At 37.0% G+C, this 19709-nt stretch carries 13 protein-coding genes; 1 reads left to right on the top strand and 12 read right to left on the bottom strand.

Annotated features, from left to right (window positions below; genetic code table 11):
* The first annotated feature begins 327 nt into the window (after positions 1 to 327).
* Positions 328 to 1881 (top strand): ABC-F family ATP-binding cassette domain-containing protein, encoded by a 1554-nt coding sequence (locus FS608_RS16475; protein ID WP_144552907.1) that lies wholly within the window; start codon positions 328 to 330, stop codon positions 1879 to 1881.
* Between the two features lie 364 nt (positions 1882 to 2245).
* On the opposite strand, the gene FS608_RS16470 is transcribed toward FS608_RS16475, so the two are convergent.
* From FS608_RS16470 to FS608_RS16415, 12 genes are all read right to left on the bottom strand, one after another.
* Positions 2246 to 3790, bottom strand: a complete 1545-nt coding sequence (locus tag FS608_RS16470; protein WP_186328769.1) for a response regulator — start codon at positions 3788 to 3790, stop codon at positions 2246 to 2248.
* Positions 3791 to 3803: 13 nt separating this feature from the next.
* Positions 3804 to 5552, bottom strand: a complete 1749-nt coding sequence (locus FS608_RS16465; RefSeq protein WP_144552903.1) for a cache domain-containing sensor histidine kinase — start codon at positions 5550 to 5552, stop codon at positions 3804 to 3806.
* A gap of 122 nt (positions 5553 to 5674) precedes the next feature.
* A complete protein-coding gene (locus FS608_RS16460; RefSeq protein WP_144552900.1) occupies positions 5675 to 7018 on the bottom strand; it encodes a NosD domain-containing protein in 1344 nt (447 codons plus the stop codon).
* A 246-nt stretch (positions 7019 to 7264) separates the two neighbouring features.
* Positions 7265 to 8152, bottom strand: coding sequence for a carbohydrate ABC transporter permease (locus FS608_RS16455; protein ID WP_144552897.1), 888 nt, complete (start codon positions 8150 to 8152; stop codon positions 7265 to 7267).
* A gap of 22 nt (positions 8153 to 8174) precedes the next feature.
* Positions 8175 to 9065, bottom strand: a complete 891-nt coding sequence (locus FS608_RS16450; RefSeq protein ID WP_251459207.1) for a carbohydrate ABC transporter permease — start codon at positions 9063 to 9065, stop codon at positions 8175 to 8177.
* A 91-nt stretch (positions 9066 to 9156) separates the two neighbouring features.
* Positions 9157 to 10491 carry an ABC transporter substrate-binding protein gene (locus FS608_RS16445; RefSeq protein WP_260871716.1) on the bottom strand — a complete coding sequence of 445 codons (1335 nt, stop codon included), beginning with the start codon at positions 10489 to 10491 and terminating at the stop codon, positions 9157 to 9159.
* A 792-nt stretch (positions 10492 to 11283) separates the two neighbouring features.
* Positions 11284 to 12246: a carbohydrate kinase family protein gene (locus FS608_RS16440; protein WP_144552892.1), complete on the bottom strand. Its 963-nt coding sequence runs from the start codon at positions 12244 to 12246 to the stop codon at positions 11284 to 11286.
* A gap of 77 nt (positions 12247 to 12323) precedes the next feature.
* A complete protein-coding gene (locus FS608_RS16435; RefSeq protein ID WP_144552889.1) occupies positions 12324 to 13301 on the bottom strand; it encodes an ABC transporter permease in 978 nt (325 codons plus the stop codon).
* Complete coding sequence (locus tag FS608_RS16430; RefSeq protein ID WP_144552887.1) at positions 13298 to 14860, bottom strand: sugar ABC transporter ATP-binding protein; 1563 nt, start codon at positions 14858 to 14860, stop codon at positions 13298 to 13300. Before FS608_RS16430 ends, FS608_RS16435 begins: the two co-directional genes overlap by 4 nt.
* A 102-nt stretch (positions 14861 to 14962) precedes the next feature.
* Positions 14963 to 15931, bottom strand: a complete 969-nt coding sequence (locus FS608_RS16425) for an ABC transporter substrate-binding protein (protein ID WP_144552885.1) — start codon at positions 15929 to 15931, stop codon at positions 14963 to 14965.
* Between the two features lie 383 nt (positions 15932 to 16314).
* Complete coding sequence (locus tag FS608_RS16420) at positions 16315 to 17076, bottom strand: DeoR/GlpR family DNA-binding transcription regulator (protein ID WP_144552883.1); 762 nt, start codon at positions 17074 to 17076, stop codon at positions 16315 to 16317.
* A 650-nt stretch (positions 17077 to 17726) separates the two neighbouring features.
* Positions 17727 to 19697 carry a beta-propeller fold lactonase family protein gene (locus FS608_RS16415; protein ID WP_144552881.1) on the bottom strand — a complete coding sequence of 657 codons (1971 nt, stop codon included), beginning with the start codon at positions 19695 to 19697 and terminating at the stop codon, positions 17727 to 17729.
* Positions 19698 to 19709 lie beyond the last annotated feature (12 nt).

Here is a 19709-nt window from a genome sequence, read left to right as displayed (position 1 = left end):
GAAACAACTGTATAAAAAGTTGCAAAATCGGATAAATTATTTTATATTTTTTTACAAAGGAGGAAATCCCTTCATTTTTAGTACAGTTATTCCCATATAGAAAATAACTCCTATCTTGCCTTCCGTTTCGGTTGTATAATAGACTTTTACCCAATTGTTATACCCCCAAGTAATATAATTCCATAACTTCATTTTATTAAGAAGGGGCGGACTTCAATTTTGCCCCAAAAATAGAATCATATTTTCACAAAAATAACTTCAAGATAGAAAAAACAGCCAAAATCTAGTAAGATATCCACATGTGATATTAGATAAGGAGTAAAAAAAATGAGCGTATTAAACGTAAAAAATTTAAGTCACGGTTTCGGTGATCGTGCGATTTTTAATGATGTATCTTTTCGACTTTTAAAAGGAGAGCACGTTGGACTAGTTGGGGCAAATGGTGAGGGTAAGTCTACTTTCATGAATATTGTTACTGGAAAGTTGAAACCCGACGAGGGGAAAGTTGAGTGGTCACGAAAAGTTCGTGTTGGTTATTTAGATCAGCATGCTGTACTTCAAAAAGGTACAACGATGCGTGACGCTTTGAGTACTGCTTTTCAATATCTATTTGATGCTGAATCAGAGATCAACGAACTTTATGCAAAAATGGGTGATGAAGGTGCTGATATCGATGCATTACTTGCAGAAGTTGGAGAGCTACAAGAAACTTTAGATAGTAATGATTTCTATCAAATTAATTCAAAAGTTGAGGAAGTTGCTCGTGGTCTAGGATTAGACGATGTTGGACTCGATCGAGATGTAGATGATCTTAGCGGTGGGCAACGTACGAAAGTTTTGCTGGCTAAGCTTTTGCTAGAAAAGCCTGAAATCCTATTACTTGACGAGCCTACGAACTATTTGGATGAACAGCATATCGAATGGTTGAAGCGCTATTTACAGGAATATGAGAATGCATTTATCTTGATTTCACATGATATTCCATTCTTAAACAATGTTGTTAACTTGATCTATCACATGGAAAACCAAGAGTTGAATCGCTATGTTGGTGACTATGATAATTTCTTAAATATATATGAAATGAAGAAGCAACAGTTAGAGTCTGCTTACAAGCGTCAACAACAAGAAATTGCTAATTTGAAGGATTTCGTTGCTCGTAACAAGGCAAGTGTTGCGACTCGTAATATGGCGATGTCTCGTCAGAAGAAGCTCGATAAAATGGAAATTATCGAATTGGGGAAAGAGAAGCCAAAACCAGAGTTTAACTTCAAGGAAGCTCGTGCGACTAGTCGATATATTTTCACGGCTGAAGATCTTGTTATTGGTTACAATGAACCACTTTCTCGCCCTTTGAATTTGAAAATGGAACGCGGGCAAAAAATTGCATTCGTGGGTGCAAACGGTATTGGTAAGTCTACTCTTTTAAAAAGTATTCTTGGGTTGATTGATCCAATTTCGGGTAAAGTGGAACGTGGTGAGTATCAACACATCGGCTACTTCGAGCAGGAAGTTAAACAATCCAACTACAACACTTGTATTGAAGAGATTTGGAGCGAGTTCCCAAGTATGAATCAGGCTGAAGTCCGTGCTGCTCTTGCAAAATGTGGATTAACGACGAAACATATTGAAAGTAAAGTCGAAGTCCTTTCCGGTGGCGAAAAAGCCAAAGTTCGATTGTGTAAAATTATTAACACAGAAACGAATTTATTAATTCTAGACGAACCTACCAATCACTTGGATGTGGACGCAAAAGAAGAATTGAAGCGTGCTTTAAAGGCATACCGCGGAAGTATCTTGATGGTATCCCACGAACCAGATTTCTATCGTGAAATTGCGACTGATATTTGGAATTGTGAGGATTGGACTACGAAAGTGTTTTAAATAAAGCTTAAGGGGTAACCAATGAATAAAAATTCACTTGGGTACCCCTTTTTATTTTTATTTAAATCTACTAAAGATAGAATGAGCTTCTATCTTTCAATATTAATTTTGCAACAACTTTTACATCAATGGACTGTAATTGACAACACAATTAGATGTTGGTTGGTTATCAACATTACAAAAGATTTTCTGTGTAGATATTTCGAAGATTCATCTTTTGTCTATTCATTTACCAATCGCCTCCAGGAGCTTAATTGAATTATTCTCCATTTCGCACATTGATTCAAGCGGGTACTCAAAATAACACTCGTCCGAGCACATATATTCATGTGTCCTCCCCCAACAAATAACTCTCATCCAACAATTACTTTAGTATGTGCTGTGAACGATAGAGACCTGGGGTTGTTCCGATATTTTTCTTGAATACTTGATTAAAGTATTTTTGATTTTCGTAGCCTACCTGTTTACAAATTTCGGATACCTTTAAATTGGTGGTTCTTAACAGTTTTTTGGCATTATTTAATCTGACCTTTGTAATATATTCAAAGATGGTGCTGCCAACTGCCTTAGAAAACAAGTTACAAAGGTAGGCAGGGTTCTTATGGAATAGCTTGCCTAAATCATCTAAAACAATTGGTTCTTTATAATTAGCATTAATGAAACTTTTTAAATCGATGATGAATTTTTCATTATATGACACGTGATTTTCATTTAAATTAGCAGTGGATTGCCCAATAAATTGTTCTAGCCAAACTCTGATTTCTTCAAAAGACTGCAGTTGATTTATTTCTTGATAAACTAAATATCGTTCGCCGCCGCTTTTATTTATTTCATATTCACTTTCGATATATTCCAAGAAATGATTAACGATTTTAAAACAGACGTATTTTGTTTTTTCTGGGGGGAGACTACTCTTTTGGCAATCGAGAAAAACTTGGTCCATGAAAAGATTCGTGTTGCTAAGCAGGTCTGGGCCATTACAATTAAAAAATGTATCAATTTTTTCAATAATACGATTACCAAAGGAATGATTGAATGTTTCTAATTCTTTAAAATAGGTTATTAACTGGTTTGAAAAAATACCATTTTTCAACGCTTCTTTTGCTTCACTATAGGCTTTCTTAATGTCCGAAATCGTTACATAGATATTACTCACTCCAACCATCGGTCTTATGTTCATATCATGAAAGAGCAATGACACAAGATCCTGAACCAAGTCATTCCCGAGCTCTGAACCAGCGTTTGAAATCATAATGACAATTTCACTATCAATCGTAAAGACAAAGTTCTGTATCTTCCTGTTTTCCAATAGACTTTTTAAACACTCTAAGGAAGCTTGAATTTTTTCAGTGGCATTTGAATCATCCCAGTCAAACCCCTTCAATCCGATGTTTAAAAAAGAAAAACTTTGTAGCTTTTGGTCCTTTTCCGGCACAACAAATCTTTGGCCTAAAATGTAATCAAGGATACGCTTTTCTTCTAAAGCCATTTGGTATTCATTAATCCGCACAGTTGCTTGTTTTTCATTTTTTATTTTTTCTAGTTTTAAAATGGCATTTTTAATAGAATGAACAATTTCTTCTACTTCAATAGGTTTAACTAGATAGTCGATTGCCTCGAGTTGAATAGCCCTTTTGGCGTAATCAAACTTTGAATAACCGCTTATTATGATAAAAACAGTTTCAAGATTAAGAGCCTTTGTTTCTTGAATTAAATCCAATCCATTTAATTTTGGCATTCTTATATCTACTAACACAATGTCAGGCTTTTTATTCATGATTTCTTTAAGTGCTTCTTCTCCATCTGAAGCAGATCCTACAATTTCAATCTGATGCTCTTGCCAGTTAACTGCTGATTTTAAGCCTTCAATTACAATTTTTTCATCATCAACAATTAAAAGTTTATACATAATAGAAAACTCCTTAAAAAGTGTCATGGATGATTTCTTCATTCTTTAGGCCAACATTAAGATAAACAGTAGTTCCCTTTCCTATTTCACTTTCAATCTTTAATCCATATTCTTTTCCATAATAAATCTTCAATCGTTCATTAATATTTTTTAAAGCATAACCATTTTTGTTAATATCCACCACATCCATGTCAAATCCCTTTCCTGTATCACGAATAACGAAAAGTAAACCTTTCTCGACCTTTGTGCCTTCAATCATAATAGTACCGCTTTCCTGATGTTCCAACCCATGGTAAACAGCGTTTTCTACAATTGGCTGTAACAGCAATTTAATGATACTTTCTTCCATGATTTCAGGTTCAATCATAAATGAGTAGTGGATTTTATGGTCAAAACGAATATTTTGGATATCCAGATAACTTTTAACTTGTTCTATTTCATTTTTTACAGAGGTAATATGATTACCATCATTTAAGGTAAGTTTAAAGATTTTTGACAAGTTAATCGCAATTTTTGCTATTTGTTTCGCTTTTGCCTTCTCTGCCATCCAATAAATAGTGTTCAACGTATTATATAAAAAATGCGGATTAATGTGGCTTTGCAAGGCCAATAGTTCTGCTTCCTTTTCCTTGATCTGTGATTTATATAACCTTTTTGTTAAATCATTATTCCAATTATAAAGGTGAACAATCTGATTCCCAATCTCTCCAAGTTCATCCTCGTTATTAAAATCAATACCCACTATTTTCTCTCGTTTTTCCATTTTTTCTGTAACCATGCGCAGCAAACTTAACTGGTTTGTTATTCTCCTCGTTATAAATAAAGCAAAAATTAAGGAGATAATTAATGCAATGACTAATAGTGAAATCGTTACCAATCGAAGCTGGTTAACCTCGCGAACAATATTTTCATAGGGGATCATACTGACGACATCCCAATTTGTTTTCTTGTTTGTATGAACATTAAAGAAATATCGTGTTCCATTGATCACTTTTTTACTTGTTCCACTTTTCTCACGACCTTGTATGATTTCGGCTACCTGAGAGGAAGAGAAACGATTGCTGCTTGAAAACAGAATTTCATCATCATCCAATATCAAAATATCCCCTGGCGGATTACTGTTTTTAAACATATTTTCAAAATAAGATCGATCGAGATCGATCAGGACAATCCCATTTTGTTCCTTCGTTCCAAGATCCCGAATATTTCTTCCATAAAGTAAAGATTGATTACTATCTTTCACAAGTTCTAAATTACTGCCATTTAGCCATTCACCCTGCCACTGACTATGGAGTAAACGCTGATAGATATTGGACTTTTTTACCGCTTGATAGATGTCATATTTTAAATTCCGTTCCCCGCGGTTTACTTTCAAAAAACCGTGGTTTTCATTCCCAACATAAATCGCATTGATATAGGGGTTATTTACAATTGTAATATTATTCAAGTTTTCTAGAGATGACGTTTCTAATCTGTATAACTTTGCATCTGTTTTACTATAGGTTAAATAAGACTGTATTTCATTTGAAAGAAAGGTGTCATTCGATAAATTCTCTACATTGCTTGCAAAAGCATTAATATTCCAATCGACAATCGTTAAAAAGTTATCAATCGTGGTAGACACTTTATTTTCTATTACTTTACTAAAATAAATGAAGGTTAAAGGACCAATAACAAGTAAAGGGATTATTGCTGAAAACAGTGCTAATAAGATAATCTTCCGCTTAATTGGAGAATCGATGAGTCTCATTAGTTTAGCCATTATGTTTCTCCAGTTTAAAAATTTTGTCCATGGTCATACTTACTCTGCTGTTTGAATACTTGATTGGTTCACCGTCCATAGGTCAAGCCAATCCACCACAAAAACATCGTTAAATATATTATTTATGCTCCTGGCGTTGGAGTGGCTCTGAATGCATTTACAGTCTTGTCCATTACAACCTGTGCATCACTTCCCGAATCAAGAATCGTATTTTGAAGCGATTCTTTTTCTACCAATACCGTTGATACGGTAAGCGGCTCTGATGCTTCGGTAGTCAACAAAGCTTCTACTTGCGCAGAGAAACAAGAATCACTTATCTTGGCATGAACCTCCGTGGCAACAACATGATTATTGGAAATATAATTTCCATTACCCGAAACAATACGTATGATTACCGGTGTTGCCCCTACCGGCTTGATGTTCTGAGTATTAATTACTTCAGAAAAGTGATTAGCAATTACAGAATTATTATTGCCACTGATATAGAGGAGACCATACAAATCATCTAAACCATTGTCTATTCCCAGAAAAGGCGTCCAAGGTTCATGGTCACGTAAAAAGTGATTTGAAGAAACCAAGTTTTCCGAACAATTTCCCCTGAATACCACCATTCCTGGATAAAATGAATGAATTCTATTATTTGTGATACTAGAACGTGCCACACCATCAAAATAGATACTGCTCGCGCCTCGTGGAAAAACATTATTCGCTGTAATCAAAAGTCCACCAAAATTTTGAGCGTAAATGGAATATCCTTTAAAACCTGCCCCTATCAAGTTATCGGTTATTTTTGAAGCCTGTCCCCAACCTCGTAGTTCTATACAGTTACCACATTCAGCTATGAAATTATCATGTATAGTCAGTGCATCTGCATGATAAATAGTAATTCCATGCTCTAAATACACAAACCCCATACCTGTAATCCGAAATGAGTCACAAGCACTTGCAACATAAATACCCGTTTTCCCGTTAGTGTATGTGTTTTCCGGATTTGTTTCTCCTGTACCATCTTCAATAAAATGCAAACCATCAATACAAAAGTCAGAAAACTCTACAGAGCTTATTCGGGGATTCCCACTTCGTTCAACATAAAATGCAGCTCCTTTATATTCCTCGTCATTTACTTCTAGGGGAATATCTACGAGTATTCGACTTCCTCCCGGCCACAACTCATGCAAATCCGCCCATTCATTCTCAGAAGTATTAAAACGAATACTCGAAGATGTAAACCCGTGTCCAGAACCCATAATTTTAAGATAACTGATGTCTATAACTACTTGACTGCCAAGATGATAATCTCCCGGTGGAATATAGATAACCGCTCCCGGCTTTCCTCCTTTATTCACATCAGTGTCCGTTTGCCTACTTTTAATATCTGCTATAATGCTATTGATTACCTCACCAATATCCTCATACGGATTACCGATAGGCCACTCTGTTACGTCGTAATAATTTTTACTAGCCATAAATAAATTCTCCTATCAATTTAGTTTAAAAATTTTGTTCAGAGCCATGGACACATTACTTTAACCGATAGACATCCAGAGAGAGTAGTTTTACATTTCCGCCATTCGAAAACAACTCAATACCATACATTTCCTCTTTTTCAACATTATAACCTATCACTGTTTCTTTTTTGGCTGATTTCTACACTTTTATCCCAAACTCCTTTGCTACTTCAAACTCAAATTCCACAATCATTTCGCAAGTCGTTATTCTTTTACTGCTCCTAAAGTCATGCCACTTACAATATAACGCTGTACGAAAAAGGAAAATATCATAACAGGCAGACTAAATGAGATGGCCGCAGCTGTCATTGGTCCTAAATCAAGATTATAAGCGGTTAAAAATTCTGAAATCCCTACTGTTGCCGTTTTGGCATTCGTACTGGTCATGAGTAGCGAGAACAAGAAATCATTCCATGCTAACATAAAAGTAAAGATAGCTGTCGTTGCCAGTCCAGGGAGTGACACCGGAAGAATAATTCTGATAAAGGCTCCGATCCAGCTGCATCCATCCACCCTGGCCGCTTCATCAAATTCTTTTGGAACTGAGTCAAAAAAACCAATCATTAACCAAATAGCAAACGGGACATTTAAGCTGGTATACACCAATATTAAGGCAAAATGGGTATCAATTAAGCCCATACTTTTTACAATCATATACATAGGAATTGCAATACTAATCATAGGTACCATTCTGATTACTAAGGTGAATAACAAAAAGTAGCTTCCTGTTATGGAAGAAAATCTAGAAATTCCATATGCAGCCATGGCCCCAAAAAACACACTTAAAATGGTGCTGGCACCCGCTGTAATTAAGCTATTTAGAAAATATTTCCCTATAGGCAAGTAATCAAACATTTTTATATAATTTTCCAGTGAAAATTGCGAGGGCCATAAAGTCGGCGGCACCGAAACTGCCTCTGCGGATGGTTTCAATGATGTTAATAATAGATAGATATACGGACCTAAGAATAATAAAGCCAGCAAGCAAGTGGTAAACAACATAATCAGCGTCCATATTTTATGTTTAACATGTAAAGTTGCAAACCAAACTGGTTTTTCTGCAATCGTTTCTTTTAATGGTATATGGGCCATTTCTATTTCACCTCTCCTATCATCATGAATGTCTTCTCCTAGGTGACCACATTTTTGTAATAAAGAAAGAACTTAGGAATAATAAAATGATGATAAAGATGACTGCCATTGCGCTAGACTGCCCAACCTCTCCATAACGGGTCAATGTCTTATACATATATGTACTTAGCAATTCGGAAGAAAAACCTGGTCCCCCTTGCGTAAGCACCCAGACAATATCGAATGTTCTGGCAGCATCAATAATGCGAATTAATAATGCTACTGTTGCTACTGGGATAAGAGAAGGGAAAGTAATGTAACGGAACTTATGCCATTTATTGGCCCCATCCATTTCAGCAGATTCATATAAACTAATCGGGATTCCTTTAATACCTGCTAATAGAACGAGCATAATGAAAGGTGTTGTTAACCAAATGTCTGCAATAATCGTAGAATAGAGTGCAAAACGGGAGTCTGATAACCAGAGTATTTGATGCGGGTCAGAAAGTATTCCAAGTTTATAAAGCCCCCAGTTGATTATGCCGAATTGGTCATTAAGCATAAATTTCCAAATGATTCCTGTAACTAAAGGTGCCAGCATAAGCGGGCTTAACAATAGTGTCCGAATAAATTGGCTTCCTTTAAAAGCATTGCTTAGAAGCAAAGCAAGGATTAGCCCGATGATAAACTCGAAACCCACCGCTACTCCTATATAAACGACTGTGTTCCAAAGCGCTTTTAAAAATCGTTCGGAAGTCAACGAGTTTGTATAGTTTGCAAAACCAACAAATTCTCGTAATGAAGGATTAATGATATCAATCTTATAAAAACTGTCTCTAATTAAAAGAAAGATTGGATAGACCAGAAATACCAACATAAAGATCCCTGCAGGAAAGAAAAAGATCGTCGATAATGCCCCATTTTTCAGTCTCAAGAAAACCGCTCCTTTCTATCAATATATTTTTTAGAACCCCTTCAATGGATTAGATATCTGCATGAAGAGGTTCTATTAAGTACGTTTCAGTTTATTGTGGCGGCAATAAATCTTTGATTACATCTGCTGCCCAATCTAGTGCTTCTTGAGGTGTTTTTTCTCCAGAAAGTGCATATTGCACGGCTGGGATGAGTGCTTCACTTTCGATTTCTTGCCATTCCTTAATAGCAGGTCGATTTTGCGTTTGTGGTCCGCTTAATGTCGTCATAAGCGGTTTCAAATGTTCATAGCCCTGCTGTGTACTATAACTTTCAAAAACGGATTTTCTCGCTGCTACCCCCAATGATTTCATAAATAGTTCATTCTTTTCATAGATGAAGTTCAGGTACTCTTTGGCAATCTCTTGTTTTTTGGAAGAACTAGGGATAACCTGGTACCAAGGACCTGGGACAGCACCTATTCCCGCTCCGCCACCAATCATTGGGGCACTTCCAACTTTTCCTGCTACCTTTGATTGTTTAGGGTCATTTGAAGGGACATAGAAGTGACCCCAAGCAAGCATCATGGCCGATTTTCCATTCCAAAATAGCTCAGAAGTTTCAGCAGATGCCATTTCTAGTGCACCTGATGGAACCGATTGATCTTTTTTCAAAAGGTCAACTAAAAATTGCAAGGAATCAACATACGGTTTTGTATTAACAAGAACTTTGCCATTATTACCAACAACCAATGGTTTCGCACCTGCTTGGGCTGCATGATCCAGCCAGCTGGCTACCGCATCCCCATTGTTCGCACCAAATACCGTAGTTCCGTACAAATCTACTTTTCCATCATTATCTGTATCTCTAGTAAAAAACTTGGCTACATCACGATATTCATCCCATGTTGTAGGCGGATGTAAATCATATCCATACTTTGCTTTAAAATCGGCTTTATTCTTTTCATCTTCGAAAAGGTCTTTACGGTAGATTAAATTTTTGGCGTTCGTCCATACCGGCATTCCATAAACCTTATTCTGATAACTTCCGCCTTCTACTAATCCTGGGAATAAATCATTTTTAAGGTCATCTGTCATGAGATCTTCTAATGGCAGAAGTCCGCCAGCTAGAGCAGGAAACCAAAGTATATCGATGGTTGCAACATCGAAAGCCCCTGCCCGTGAAGCTACCTCTGCCTTAAGTTTGTCGTAGACTCCTGTATATGGAACGGATTCAATTTTAACTTCGTAGCCTGTTTTCTGTTTAAATTCTGCGGCTGTTTCTTTTGAAACCTTAAAGGCCGGGCTTCCCCCTTCAACGAGGACCGTAATGGATTTATTATCACCTTTTGTTTCTGAACTTCCTGTTTTTTCTCCCGAACAACCCGATAAAAAGATAGATAATACTAAAAGTAATGAAACTACCGTTAGGATTCCCTTTTTCTTCACCTTAACCAGCCTCCTTTATTTATGACTGCATTCTTAATAAATGGTAATCCCCCAAATGGGCTATTAACCTACCATACATTCATTGATAATTCTCCTCTAATGTTTCTATTCTTTTTCAAAACTTGATAACGGTTTCATTTCTTGAAGTAAAAATAATTATCTTTTATTCCCTTTTGCCCCCTCTAACGTTTTTGTAAACTCTCTTTACACTTTTATTGTAATGATTAAGGAGTTTTAATAAAATTCTAACTTTTTTAGAAAAGGTTATATATATTTAGAACTTTTTCAATAACAAACTTCCCAGAATAATTAGTAGCTTGTTCCACTTTTTTATGAGGTGACAGGCACAGGGCATAAGAGATAAAGGAAACACGAAGAGCAAAAGCAACCACTTGCAAAACAAATGATTGGCATCTTTGAAAAGACATCATGGGCTTTGGAACGAGCTGAACAGCAGCTTCTTTGATAATGGAATTAAGAGAAAGCCGAGAAAAGATAATGGAAAGATGAAAAATACCCTTGAGAAAATATGAGGGTTAGCATGGACAACCTTCGGTCAATTATTGAATGCCTGCCTGAAGAAATATTGAAAAAAGCCCGGATTCGTATTGGAACAAACCCGGGTTGGTATGGAGTCAGGACTGAAAATCGGAAATGTTTATTTTAGTTTGGAAGAGTTAATTTATGGGTTACCTTTTTAAAACCAGCAGTGAACAGCACTCCACATGTGTGGACTGTAATTGGCAATACAAATAGATGTTGGTGGGTTTACCAGCTCTTTCAAAACAGTTACTAATTTTGATTATCCATTAGTTTCTTAATTTCTTCCATACAAGGCATGCTTAATATTGCACCTTTCCTTGTTGTGACAATTGCTCCAACCGCATTTCCAAATATAATAATTTCTTCCATATCATCCATGTTTAAATTAGCAATAGGTTTATTTTTTTCTAAATATTTGTATAAAACGCCACTATAGAAGCCATCTCCCGCACCTGTTGTATCAACTGGATTCACTTTGAAGGATTTAAATTTCCCTACGTTCTCCCCTTTTCGATAAAAACAGCCTTCTGCTCCTAAAGTGACAAATATAAGTTCTGTGTTATACTGTTCAACGAGTTGTCTTGTTCCTTTTTCTAAATCTGCCTTTCCAGTAATGAATTCCAACTCTTCCTCCGAAAGCTTTACGATGTTTGCATATTTCAATCCCTCTTTAATCATTTTCTTTGCATGCTCTAGATTCTTCCAAAGCAAGGCCCTTAAATTAGGATCATAGGAAACAACTTTCCCTAGTTCTTTTGCTAATTGGACTGTCTTTAGAGTGGTAGTGGCAGCTGGTTCATTAGTGAGGGAAAGAGATCCAAAATGAAAAATTTTGGTTTGAGCTACGATATTTTCATTAATGTCATCCTCTGTTAACTTGGTATCCGCACCGGGATTTCGATAAAAGCTGAATGAGCGGTCACCAAATTCATCTAAATGAACAAATGCCAGTGTAGTATTTGCTTTTTGGGTAAAGGATAATCCTTCACAGCCTATGTTTGTATCCATTAAAACTTGCTTTAAATAATGTCCAAATTGATCATCTCCTACCTTACCAATGAAACAAGTCTTCTTGCCTAATTTGGTTAAGCCCGCTAATACATTGGCAGGGGCACCACCAGGATTTCTTTCAAAGACAACTTTGCCAGGCTGAGAAGAGTTATAAGGAGTTAAATCAATTAATAACTCTCCAAGAGCTGTTACATCATACATTTGAACCTCTCCTAAATTCTAAAATTTATTAAGCCAGAAGACTACTCTTCTGGCCTTTTATTTGATATGGACCTAATTTAAGTTCTGCTTCGTAATCTATCAAGAAGCACAGCAATAACAATAACTATCCCTTTTACAACTTGTTGCCAGTAATAATCCACGTTAAGCAAAGTCATTCCATTTGTTAACACAGCCACAATCAAAACCCCAATGATAGTTCCTTGTATACGGCCCCGTCCCCCTACAAAACTAGTACCACCTAGTACGACAGCTGCTATAGCATCTAGCTCAAATGCTATTCCTACCATGGGCTGCCCTGAGAATAAACGTCCTGCCATCACAACGCCACTAACACCGGCTAATAAGCCACTGATCGAATATACGTTAATCAGGGTGCGATTAACTTTAATCCCCGTAAGATGTGCGGCTTCTTCATTACCACCAATAGCATAAACATGGCGCCCGAACATCGTATACTTTAAAACGATTAACATGATGATATAAACAATTGCCATCACATAAATAGGAGTAGGAATCCCTAGAATTTCACCTGCCCCAATAAACTTGAATTGCTTTGATGCCAAAACTACAGGATATCCGCCGGTTATAACATAAGCCAACCCCCTCAGGTATGTCATACTTCCAAGCGTCACGATAAAGGCCGGCAACTTAGGTACAGCTGTTAAAAATCCATTAATAGCCCCAGCAACGTATCCTACAGCAACTCCTACTAACATAGCGATAACTGGAGGAGTTCCGGCATTTGATAGTAATACAGATATAACACCGCTCAATGCAAGGGTTGAGCCTACCGATAAATCAATTCCTCCTGTTAATATAACTACCGTCATCCCAGCTGCCAGAATGGCAGTGATTGAACTTTGCTTTAGTACGTTTAAGATATTACTTGATTCTGTGAAATTCGGTGCAAAAATAATCATTACTATGATTAATAAGGCAAGAATTATTACCATGCCCAGCTGATTAAAAATCTGTTTTGAGCGTTCCTTAAATGAAACTACGGATGAACTTGACATTTGTAAGTTTGTATTCATTGTTTAACCTCTCCTGTAGCATAGTACATAATTTTTTCTTGTGTAGCTTCATTACGAGATAGTTCAGCTCTTAGTTTTCCCTCATGAATCACTAAAATCCGATCACTAACTCCTAATACTTCTGGTAATTCAGAAGAAATCATCAATACAGCAAGCCCTTGTTCTGCTAATTTACTTATGATTTTATGAATCTCGGTCTTTGCACCTATGTCTACACCACGGGTCGGTTCGTCAAGCAGCAGTATTTTAGGACCAATAGATAACCATTTAGCAATAACAACCTTTTGTTGATTTCCTCCACTAAGGCCCATAACATTTTGTTCCTTTGATGCCGTTCTTACTCCAAGTTCTTTAATGTATCGATCCGCGTCACGATTCATTTGCTTATACTGCAATAGTTTAAATTTACGATAGGTTGGCAATTGTGCCATCAGTATATTTTCTTTTACAGATAAATTTGGTAATAACCCCTGTTCCTTCCTGCTTTCAGGAACATGAGCAATGCCAAGTTTTATTGCGTCAATAGGACTTTTTATATGAACGGGCTTGCCATCTAAAATTATTTGACCCTCTGACAGTTCGGATAGTCCAAAGATTGTTCTCACCAACTCAGTCCGTCCCGCACCGACAAGGCCTGCTAAGCCCACAATTTCACCGGGGTAGATTTTCAGCGATATTCCCTTTACAACCTTCTTGTCAGAGACATTTTTTAACTCAAGGACTGGCTTTTGTTCAGGTCTAACAATACTTTCGATTCTCTCTCTTACAAATAGCTGATTTAACTCTCTTCCTACCATAAGTTTTACTAGATTCTCGGGATTTGTATCCGAAATTGGTCCACTTGTAACCCAATGACCGTCTCTAAGAACTGTAAAGCGATTTGAAATTTTAAAAATCTCATCCATTCGATGAGAGATATAAACAATAGCTACGCCTTTTCTTTTTAATTCTTCAATGATGACAAAAAGCTTTTCTATTTCTTTATCTGTCAGAGATGCCGTCGGTTCATCCATAATTAAAATCTCAGAATTAAGTGATAAAGCTCGAGCAATTTCTACCATTTGTTGTTGGGCCACACTTAAGGTGGAAACATCCGCTCGAGGATCCAAGGAAGATCCTATGGATTTTAAAACTTGGGCAGCATTTTCATAAATATCATTCCAATTTATTAGGCCCAGCCTATTTTTCTTAAATGTTGTCCCCATCATAATATTCTCACCAATGGACAAATTAGGTGAAAGGCTTATTTCTTGGTGAATAACACTTATCCCTTTATTTCTTGCCTCCATTGGATTATTCCAATGTACTTCTTGACTTTTATATTCAATCGTTCCCCCATCAGGTTGATACACACCAGCCATGATCTTCATTAAAGTAGATTTTCCTGCACCATTCTCCCCCATCAAGGCATGGACTTCCCCTTTATAGAGTTCGATATTAACATTTTGCAACACCTTGACACCGGAAAATTTCTTCGTAACCGCCTTCATCCTAAGGATGGGTAACTGGGTCTGTGGTAGACGACGATTTATTTGTTCTTGAACCTGAAATACTGCCATTAGCGCCACTCCCTAAGCTCTTTTTAAGCCCTATTTTACTTAGATATAAATATAGTGCTCGAGATAGAGCACCATATTTTACCTCCACTAGAGGGAAATAAATTACCAGCCACTATAGGAATCAACATTATCTTTAGTGATAAATTTAGTTGGAATAAGAACTTTTGAGTCAACTTTCTTACCATCAATGACTTTTAATGCTAAGGCAACACCATCAATAACCATTTGATTCGGGAATTGTGCTGAAGTACCAGCAAAGCTTCCGCCTTTTTTCAACGCATCAACCGCGGAAGGTGCACCGTCAACACTTACGACAAAGAATTCATTTTGTCTACTAGCTTGTTCTTGAGCGATTTGTACTCCAACAGCCTCTTCATCATTTATTGTAAATACTGCATCGATTTTTTTGTTTGCTGTTAGTGCACCTTCCATTACAGTAAGAGCCTTTTCACGATTCCCTTCACCATTTTGTTTAGCAACAACCTTGATATCTGGATATTTTTTAATGACTTGGTTAAAACCTTTAATTCGGTCTGTCACTGCTGAAACAGGAGGTCCATCAATAATAACAATATTACCTTTTCCATTAAGTTGTTTTACAAGGTAATCCGCAGCTAATTTACCTGCTTGGACGTTATCAGACATAACCACTGTGTCAATGCCACCTTCTGCAAATCCATCAAGAGCCACAACTGGAATACCCGCTGCTTTTGCCTCACTAACTGCACCAGCAATACCAGCAGAATCAAAAGGGCTTAATAATATTAAATCAACTTTTTTTGTTATAAAGTCTTCAATTTGTGCAGTTTGTTTAGCAAGGTCTTGATCGGCACTTACAGTCGTTACTTCAGCATTATACTTAGAAGCAACTTCTTTAGCCCCTTTAGACATCGCTACAAAGAATGGATTACTTAAATTTGGAACTGTTAAACCAATCTTTAGCTTTTTTTCATTATTAGACTTGTCATCTGTTTTACCAGTATTAGAAGCACTTTCATTGTTGCTGCATGCACCTAAAAAGCATAAAGTTAAAATTAATAATACTATGTTAAAAATTTTAAAGTTTTTCATCGTTTGTAATTCCTCCTAAATATAGTTTTGGAAAGTAATAGATACTTCTAGCAAAACTCAATCCTTGTAAAAAAATCTGTAATACCGTAGTATAAAAATGAGTGCTAAAATTAGTAATAATTTTAGATATACTCAAGCAGGGTTATGATTTTGGGCTTTTTTCCATTTGGTCGTGGTTGCCCTGAATCGTAACCTTTTTTGTGATTCTTTCATTTTTCTCATCCAAAGAACAAGTTAATTAAAACTATTAAAATCTCTTCTATTATTTTCATAACTCTATAAACATCACCTCCTAAAAATGGTGTGGATATTTTTTAAAACGTTTTCATTTAAACCCCTTCATTTTTTTATCTGATATTAGATCCTTACCTATTGGGGAAAAGTCAGACTACGCGAACAGAAATTCCTGATTCCTCAATGCGGTTAAGTACGGTCTTTTCCGCAGCACTATCGGTAATTAAATAATTTATCTCATGAATCTCCGCAAACTTCGCAAAGCTTACTTGACCTATTTTGGTATGATCAGTGATGAGAATAACTTTTTCCGCACAATCAATCATCTTCTTTTTAGTTGATGCCTCAATTAAATTTGGGGTGGTTAAGCCATTTTCTACATCAACGCCATTCGTAGCAATAAACGATTTGTCTACACAAATTTGATTAAAGCTGTTTTCAGCCAATGGACCTACCAACGCTAGTGTTTCTGAACGCAGAGAACCACCACATAATAAGACTTCAATTCCAGATACATCCTTTAATTCATTGGCACATAATATCGAATTGGTAACCACCTGTAAGCTCGAAAAGTTTCTTAGTTCTTGAGCAAGATAATAAGTTGTCGTACCCGAATCGAGCAAGATACTTTCACCGTTCTCAATAAGCTTAGCCGCTTCCTTTGCAATAGCCCTTTTCTCTTTTTGAAACTGCACTTCTTTCTCAATGTAGGTCGGTTCGAAGGTCACACTTTTGAACAAGATAGCCCCACCATGCGTTCTTTTTAACAATTGTGCTTCCTCTAGTTCCTTTAAGTCCCTACGAATTGTTGATTCAGACAGGTCGAAGTGTTGACTTAATTCTTGTACATCTACTCTAGTATACTTGTTTAGTAACTCTAATATGGCCGACTTTCTTTCTATACCGTACACAGAATCGTTTCCCTCCCATTCATTTGAAATGCGCCGTTTGACTGTTTTAGCTCACTTTTGAATGAATTTGATGTTTTATGCTCATTTTTGATTATATGTGCTATTTTACCAATTTACAATATTAATTTCAGAATAATTACAAAAATTCAAAATTACCAAATTTAGATAAAAAACTATTGTTTTTCAAAGATTAGAATACGTTAGGCTATACTTATTAGTGGAACAATCTGACTAAGTAAATTTAGAAGTAAACACAAGTAAGGGCTTTGAATGGTATGATTTGAGAGAAATGAAAGTAGTTTTGAAAAAGAAAAATTGAAGTATAAATTCTAAAATAAAACTAAATCGGAAAAAGGAGTTTCTCCATTTAGGGAGTAACTCCTAGTTTGCGGTCCCATAATTGAATAAAAGCAGGAAATCCCTTACTGGGTTCCTGCTTCTTCTTTTAAAATCATAGCCGGGACGCATTCGGCATATATAGACTACTGATTGTAGTCAACTAAAAAAATAGACTAATGTAGCTTTGTTCACCTTTTAATATTTTTAAAAGTATTAAACGTAATTTTTAAGTCCTTTTGTTTAAGAATAAAACAGGAAAAATACATACCTTCGTTACTAAAAAAAACTGCCGCTTTTACGACAGATTTCGCCTACTCAATTGATTTAATATATTCGGCAATGGCATTCACTTCCCATGTTGATAACATCGGAATGCTGTTATTTCTATGACGCTCAATCGCAGATTCTATGGTCTTTGCGCTGCCATCATGAAAATACGGCGCAGTTGCCCAAACACCCCTTAAAGTTGGAGTATCAAATTTTTTGCCATTACGCGGATTCTGATATTGACCGCGTGCATCTCCTTTTGAAGGCACGTCGAGTTTGCTTCCTGTTCCAATATCATGGAGAAAGTTTGTGTTTCGTTCCGTCAGCTCTCCTTCTCCATTCACAGCCTTGCCGCTGTCAGTGAAGAACTCCCCGCCATGGCAGCTGAGACAGTTTCCTTTTCCGTTGAACAACCGTTCTCCTTCTTTGGCTGTGTTTGTTAAACTGCCATCTTTTTTTCGATAAGGACTTTGAGGGGGAGGATACGAGTTTGGATCTTGCAAAAAAGCCAGGAGTGCATCATACATGTGCTGTACATCTTCTGGGATCGGTTTGGCAGGATCAAGTTCCATCATACCTCCCATTTCGCCTTGAACAGTATGAATGTAATCCGTAAACTCATTGCGTGACCCGTCCCACAAAAAAAGCCCTGTTTCCGTCGTTACCACGTTGCTTGGAATATTACGTGGACCTTTTGCCGTCGTTAACGTTAAGCGATTCATGTCCCCATCGGCATGGCACGAGGCACAGCTCATCCAGTTGTTCCCCGTTATGCTTGTGGCGAATTCATCACTGTTGGCACTGTAAAATATTGTTTTACCTTCCCGCACCTCTTTTGAAAGAGAGTCTTTTTTAATCAGTTTTACAGGTTCCCCTGAAATAGTGGCCCGCGCATAAGGGCTGTCTCCCCCTGTCTGAATCGTCGCCAAATTATGACTCATCGCATTATGAACATATAGTGTCTGGCCATCATTTGAAATGGCAATCCCCCGTGGGTTATCTCCTTTAATGCGCCGCAAAATTTGGGTCGCATTTCCGCCACGTGTTAAATCAAAAACGACAAGGTCTTCGCTGCCCGACATCACCACATAGGCTTTACTGCCATCCGGCTGAAAGGCTACATCAAATGGGTTCGCTACGATGATGGTTTCATTTTTTACATCCCGTATATTCATTTCGTCAAAGAGCTCTTTTCGTTCATCTACGATTTCTTCGTCTTTTCCTAAATCGATAACGGACACCGCAGGAAAGATCGTCTCTTGAAAATGAATTGGGGTATCGATATTCGTTAACAAGTGTGGAACAAACGCCTTTTTCCCATCAGGCGATATCACAAACTGCTCAAAAGTATTAGGAATCCCCTGGCTTTTCTTACGGTTAGTCTGATCCGGTGAATTAGCTAAGGTAATAGTCTTTGTCACTTTATCTACCTCTGTATCGATGACAGAGATATTGCCATCTAAATAATGAGGAACATATAGCTTTTTCCCATCCTTGGTCATGGCAACCGTTCTAGGACGGTCACCAATTTTTAATTCCTTCTTTACTTCCCTCTCATTTGTATCAATGATAGATAGCGTACCAGACTGATAGTTTGCTACATAAAGTGTTTCACCATTTGGGCTTGTGACAAGCCCAAATGGTTGAATGCCAACCTCAATGGAGTCGACCACTTTCCTCTTTTTTGTAGAAATGACGTCTACCTGGTTATCAAATAAACACGAGACATACACGAATTGGCCATCGGGACTTAATGTTAGCTGCTGCGGTTGTTTTCCGACCGAAACTTCCGCTTGTATTTTTTTCGTTTTTGCATCAAGAATCGATATGGTATCTACATCTATATTGGCCACATAAAGTGTATCACCTTTTTCATTTAGCACCATATTATCACTATGAACTGCATGGTCACGAAGGACCTCTTTGTTCGTGGCCATTTGTTCCGGCATACAGCTTACAGCGATAATGGCCGTTGCAGATAAAATTTTTAATTGCAAGAGTCTCTTCCACCACATAATATTTCCTTC

It is taken from the genome of Bacillus sp. X1(2014) (assembly GCF_007678255.1).
The sequence above is the reverse complement of the archived record's forward strand: the minus strand, read 5'-3'. Positions and strand labels throughout refer to the sequence as shown.

What these genes read in the sequence shown, in the direction of transcription:
- FS608_RS16465 (WP_144552903.1), bottom strand. Translation starts at nt 5,552, where the DNA reads ATGGCTAAACTAATGAGACTCATCGATTCTCCAATTAAGCGGAAGATT.
- FS608_RS16460 (WP_144552900.1), bottom strand. Translation starts at nt 7,018, where the DNA reads ATGGCTAGTAAAAATTATTACGACGTAACAGAGTGGCCTATCGGTAAT.
- FS608_RS16470 (WP_186328769.1), bottom strand. Translation starts at nt 3,790, where the DNA reads ATGTATAAACTTTTAATTGTTGATGATGAAAAAATTGTAATTGAAGGC.
- FS608_RS16435 (WP_144552889.1), bottom strand. Translation starts at nt 13,301, where the DNA reads ATGAATACAAACTTACAAATGTCAAGTTCATCCGTAGTTTCATTTAAG.
- FS608_RS16415 (WP_144552881.1), bottom strand. Translation starts at nt 19,697, where the DNA reads ATGTGGTGGAAGAGACTCTTGCAATTAAAAATTTTATCTGCAACGGCC.
- FS608_RS16430 (WP_144552887.1), bottom strand. Translation starts at nt 14,860, where the DNA reads ATGGCAGTATTTCAGGTTCAAGAACAAATAAATCGTCGTCTACCACAG.
- FS608_RS16475 (WP_144552907.1), top strand. Translation starts at nt 328, where the DNA reads ATGAGCGTATTAAACGTAAAAAATTTAAGTCACGGTTTCGGTGATCGT.
- FS608_RS16425 (WP_144552885.1), bottom strand. Translation starts at nt 15,931, where the DNA reads ATGAAAAACTTTAAAATTTTTAACATAGTATTATTAATTTTAACTTTA.
- FS608_RS16455 (WP_144552897.1), bottom strand. Translation starts at nt 8,152, where the DNA reads ATGGCCCATATACCATTAAAAGAAACGATTGCAGAAAAACCAGTTTGG.
- FS608_RS16440 (WP_144552892.1), bottom strand. Translation starts at nt 12,246, where the DNA reads ATGTATGATGTAACAGCTCTTGGAGAGTTATTAATTGATTTAACTCCT.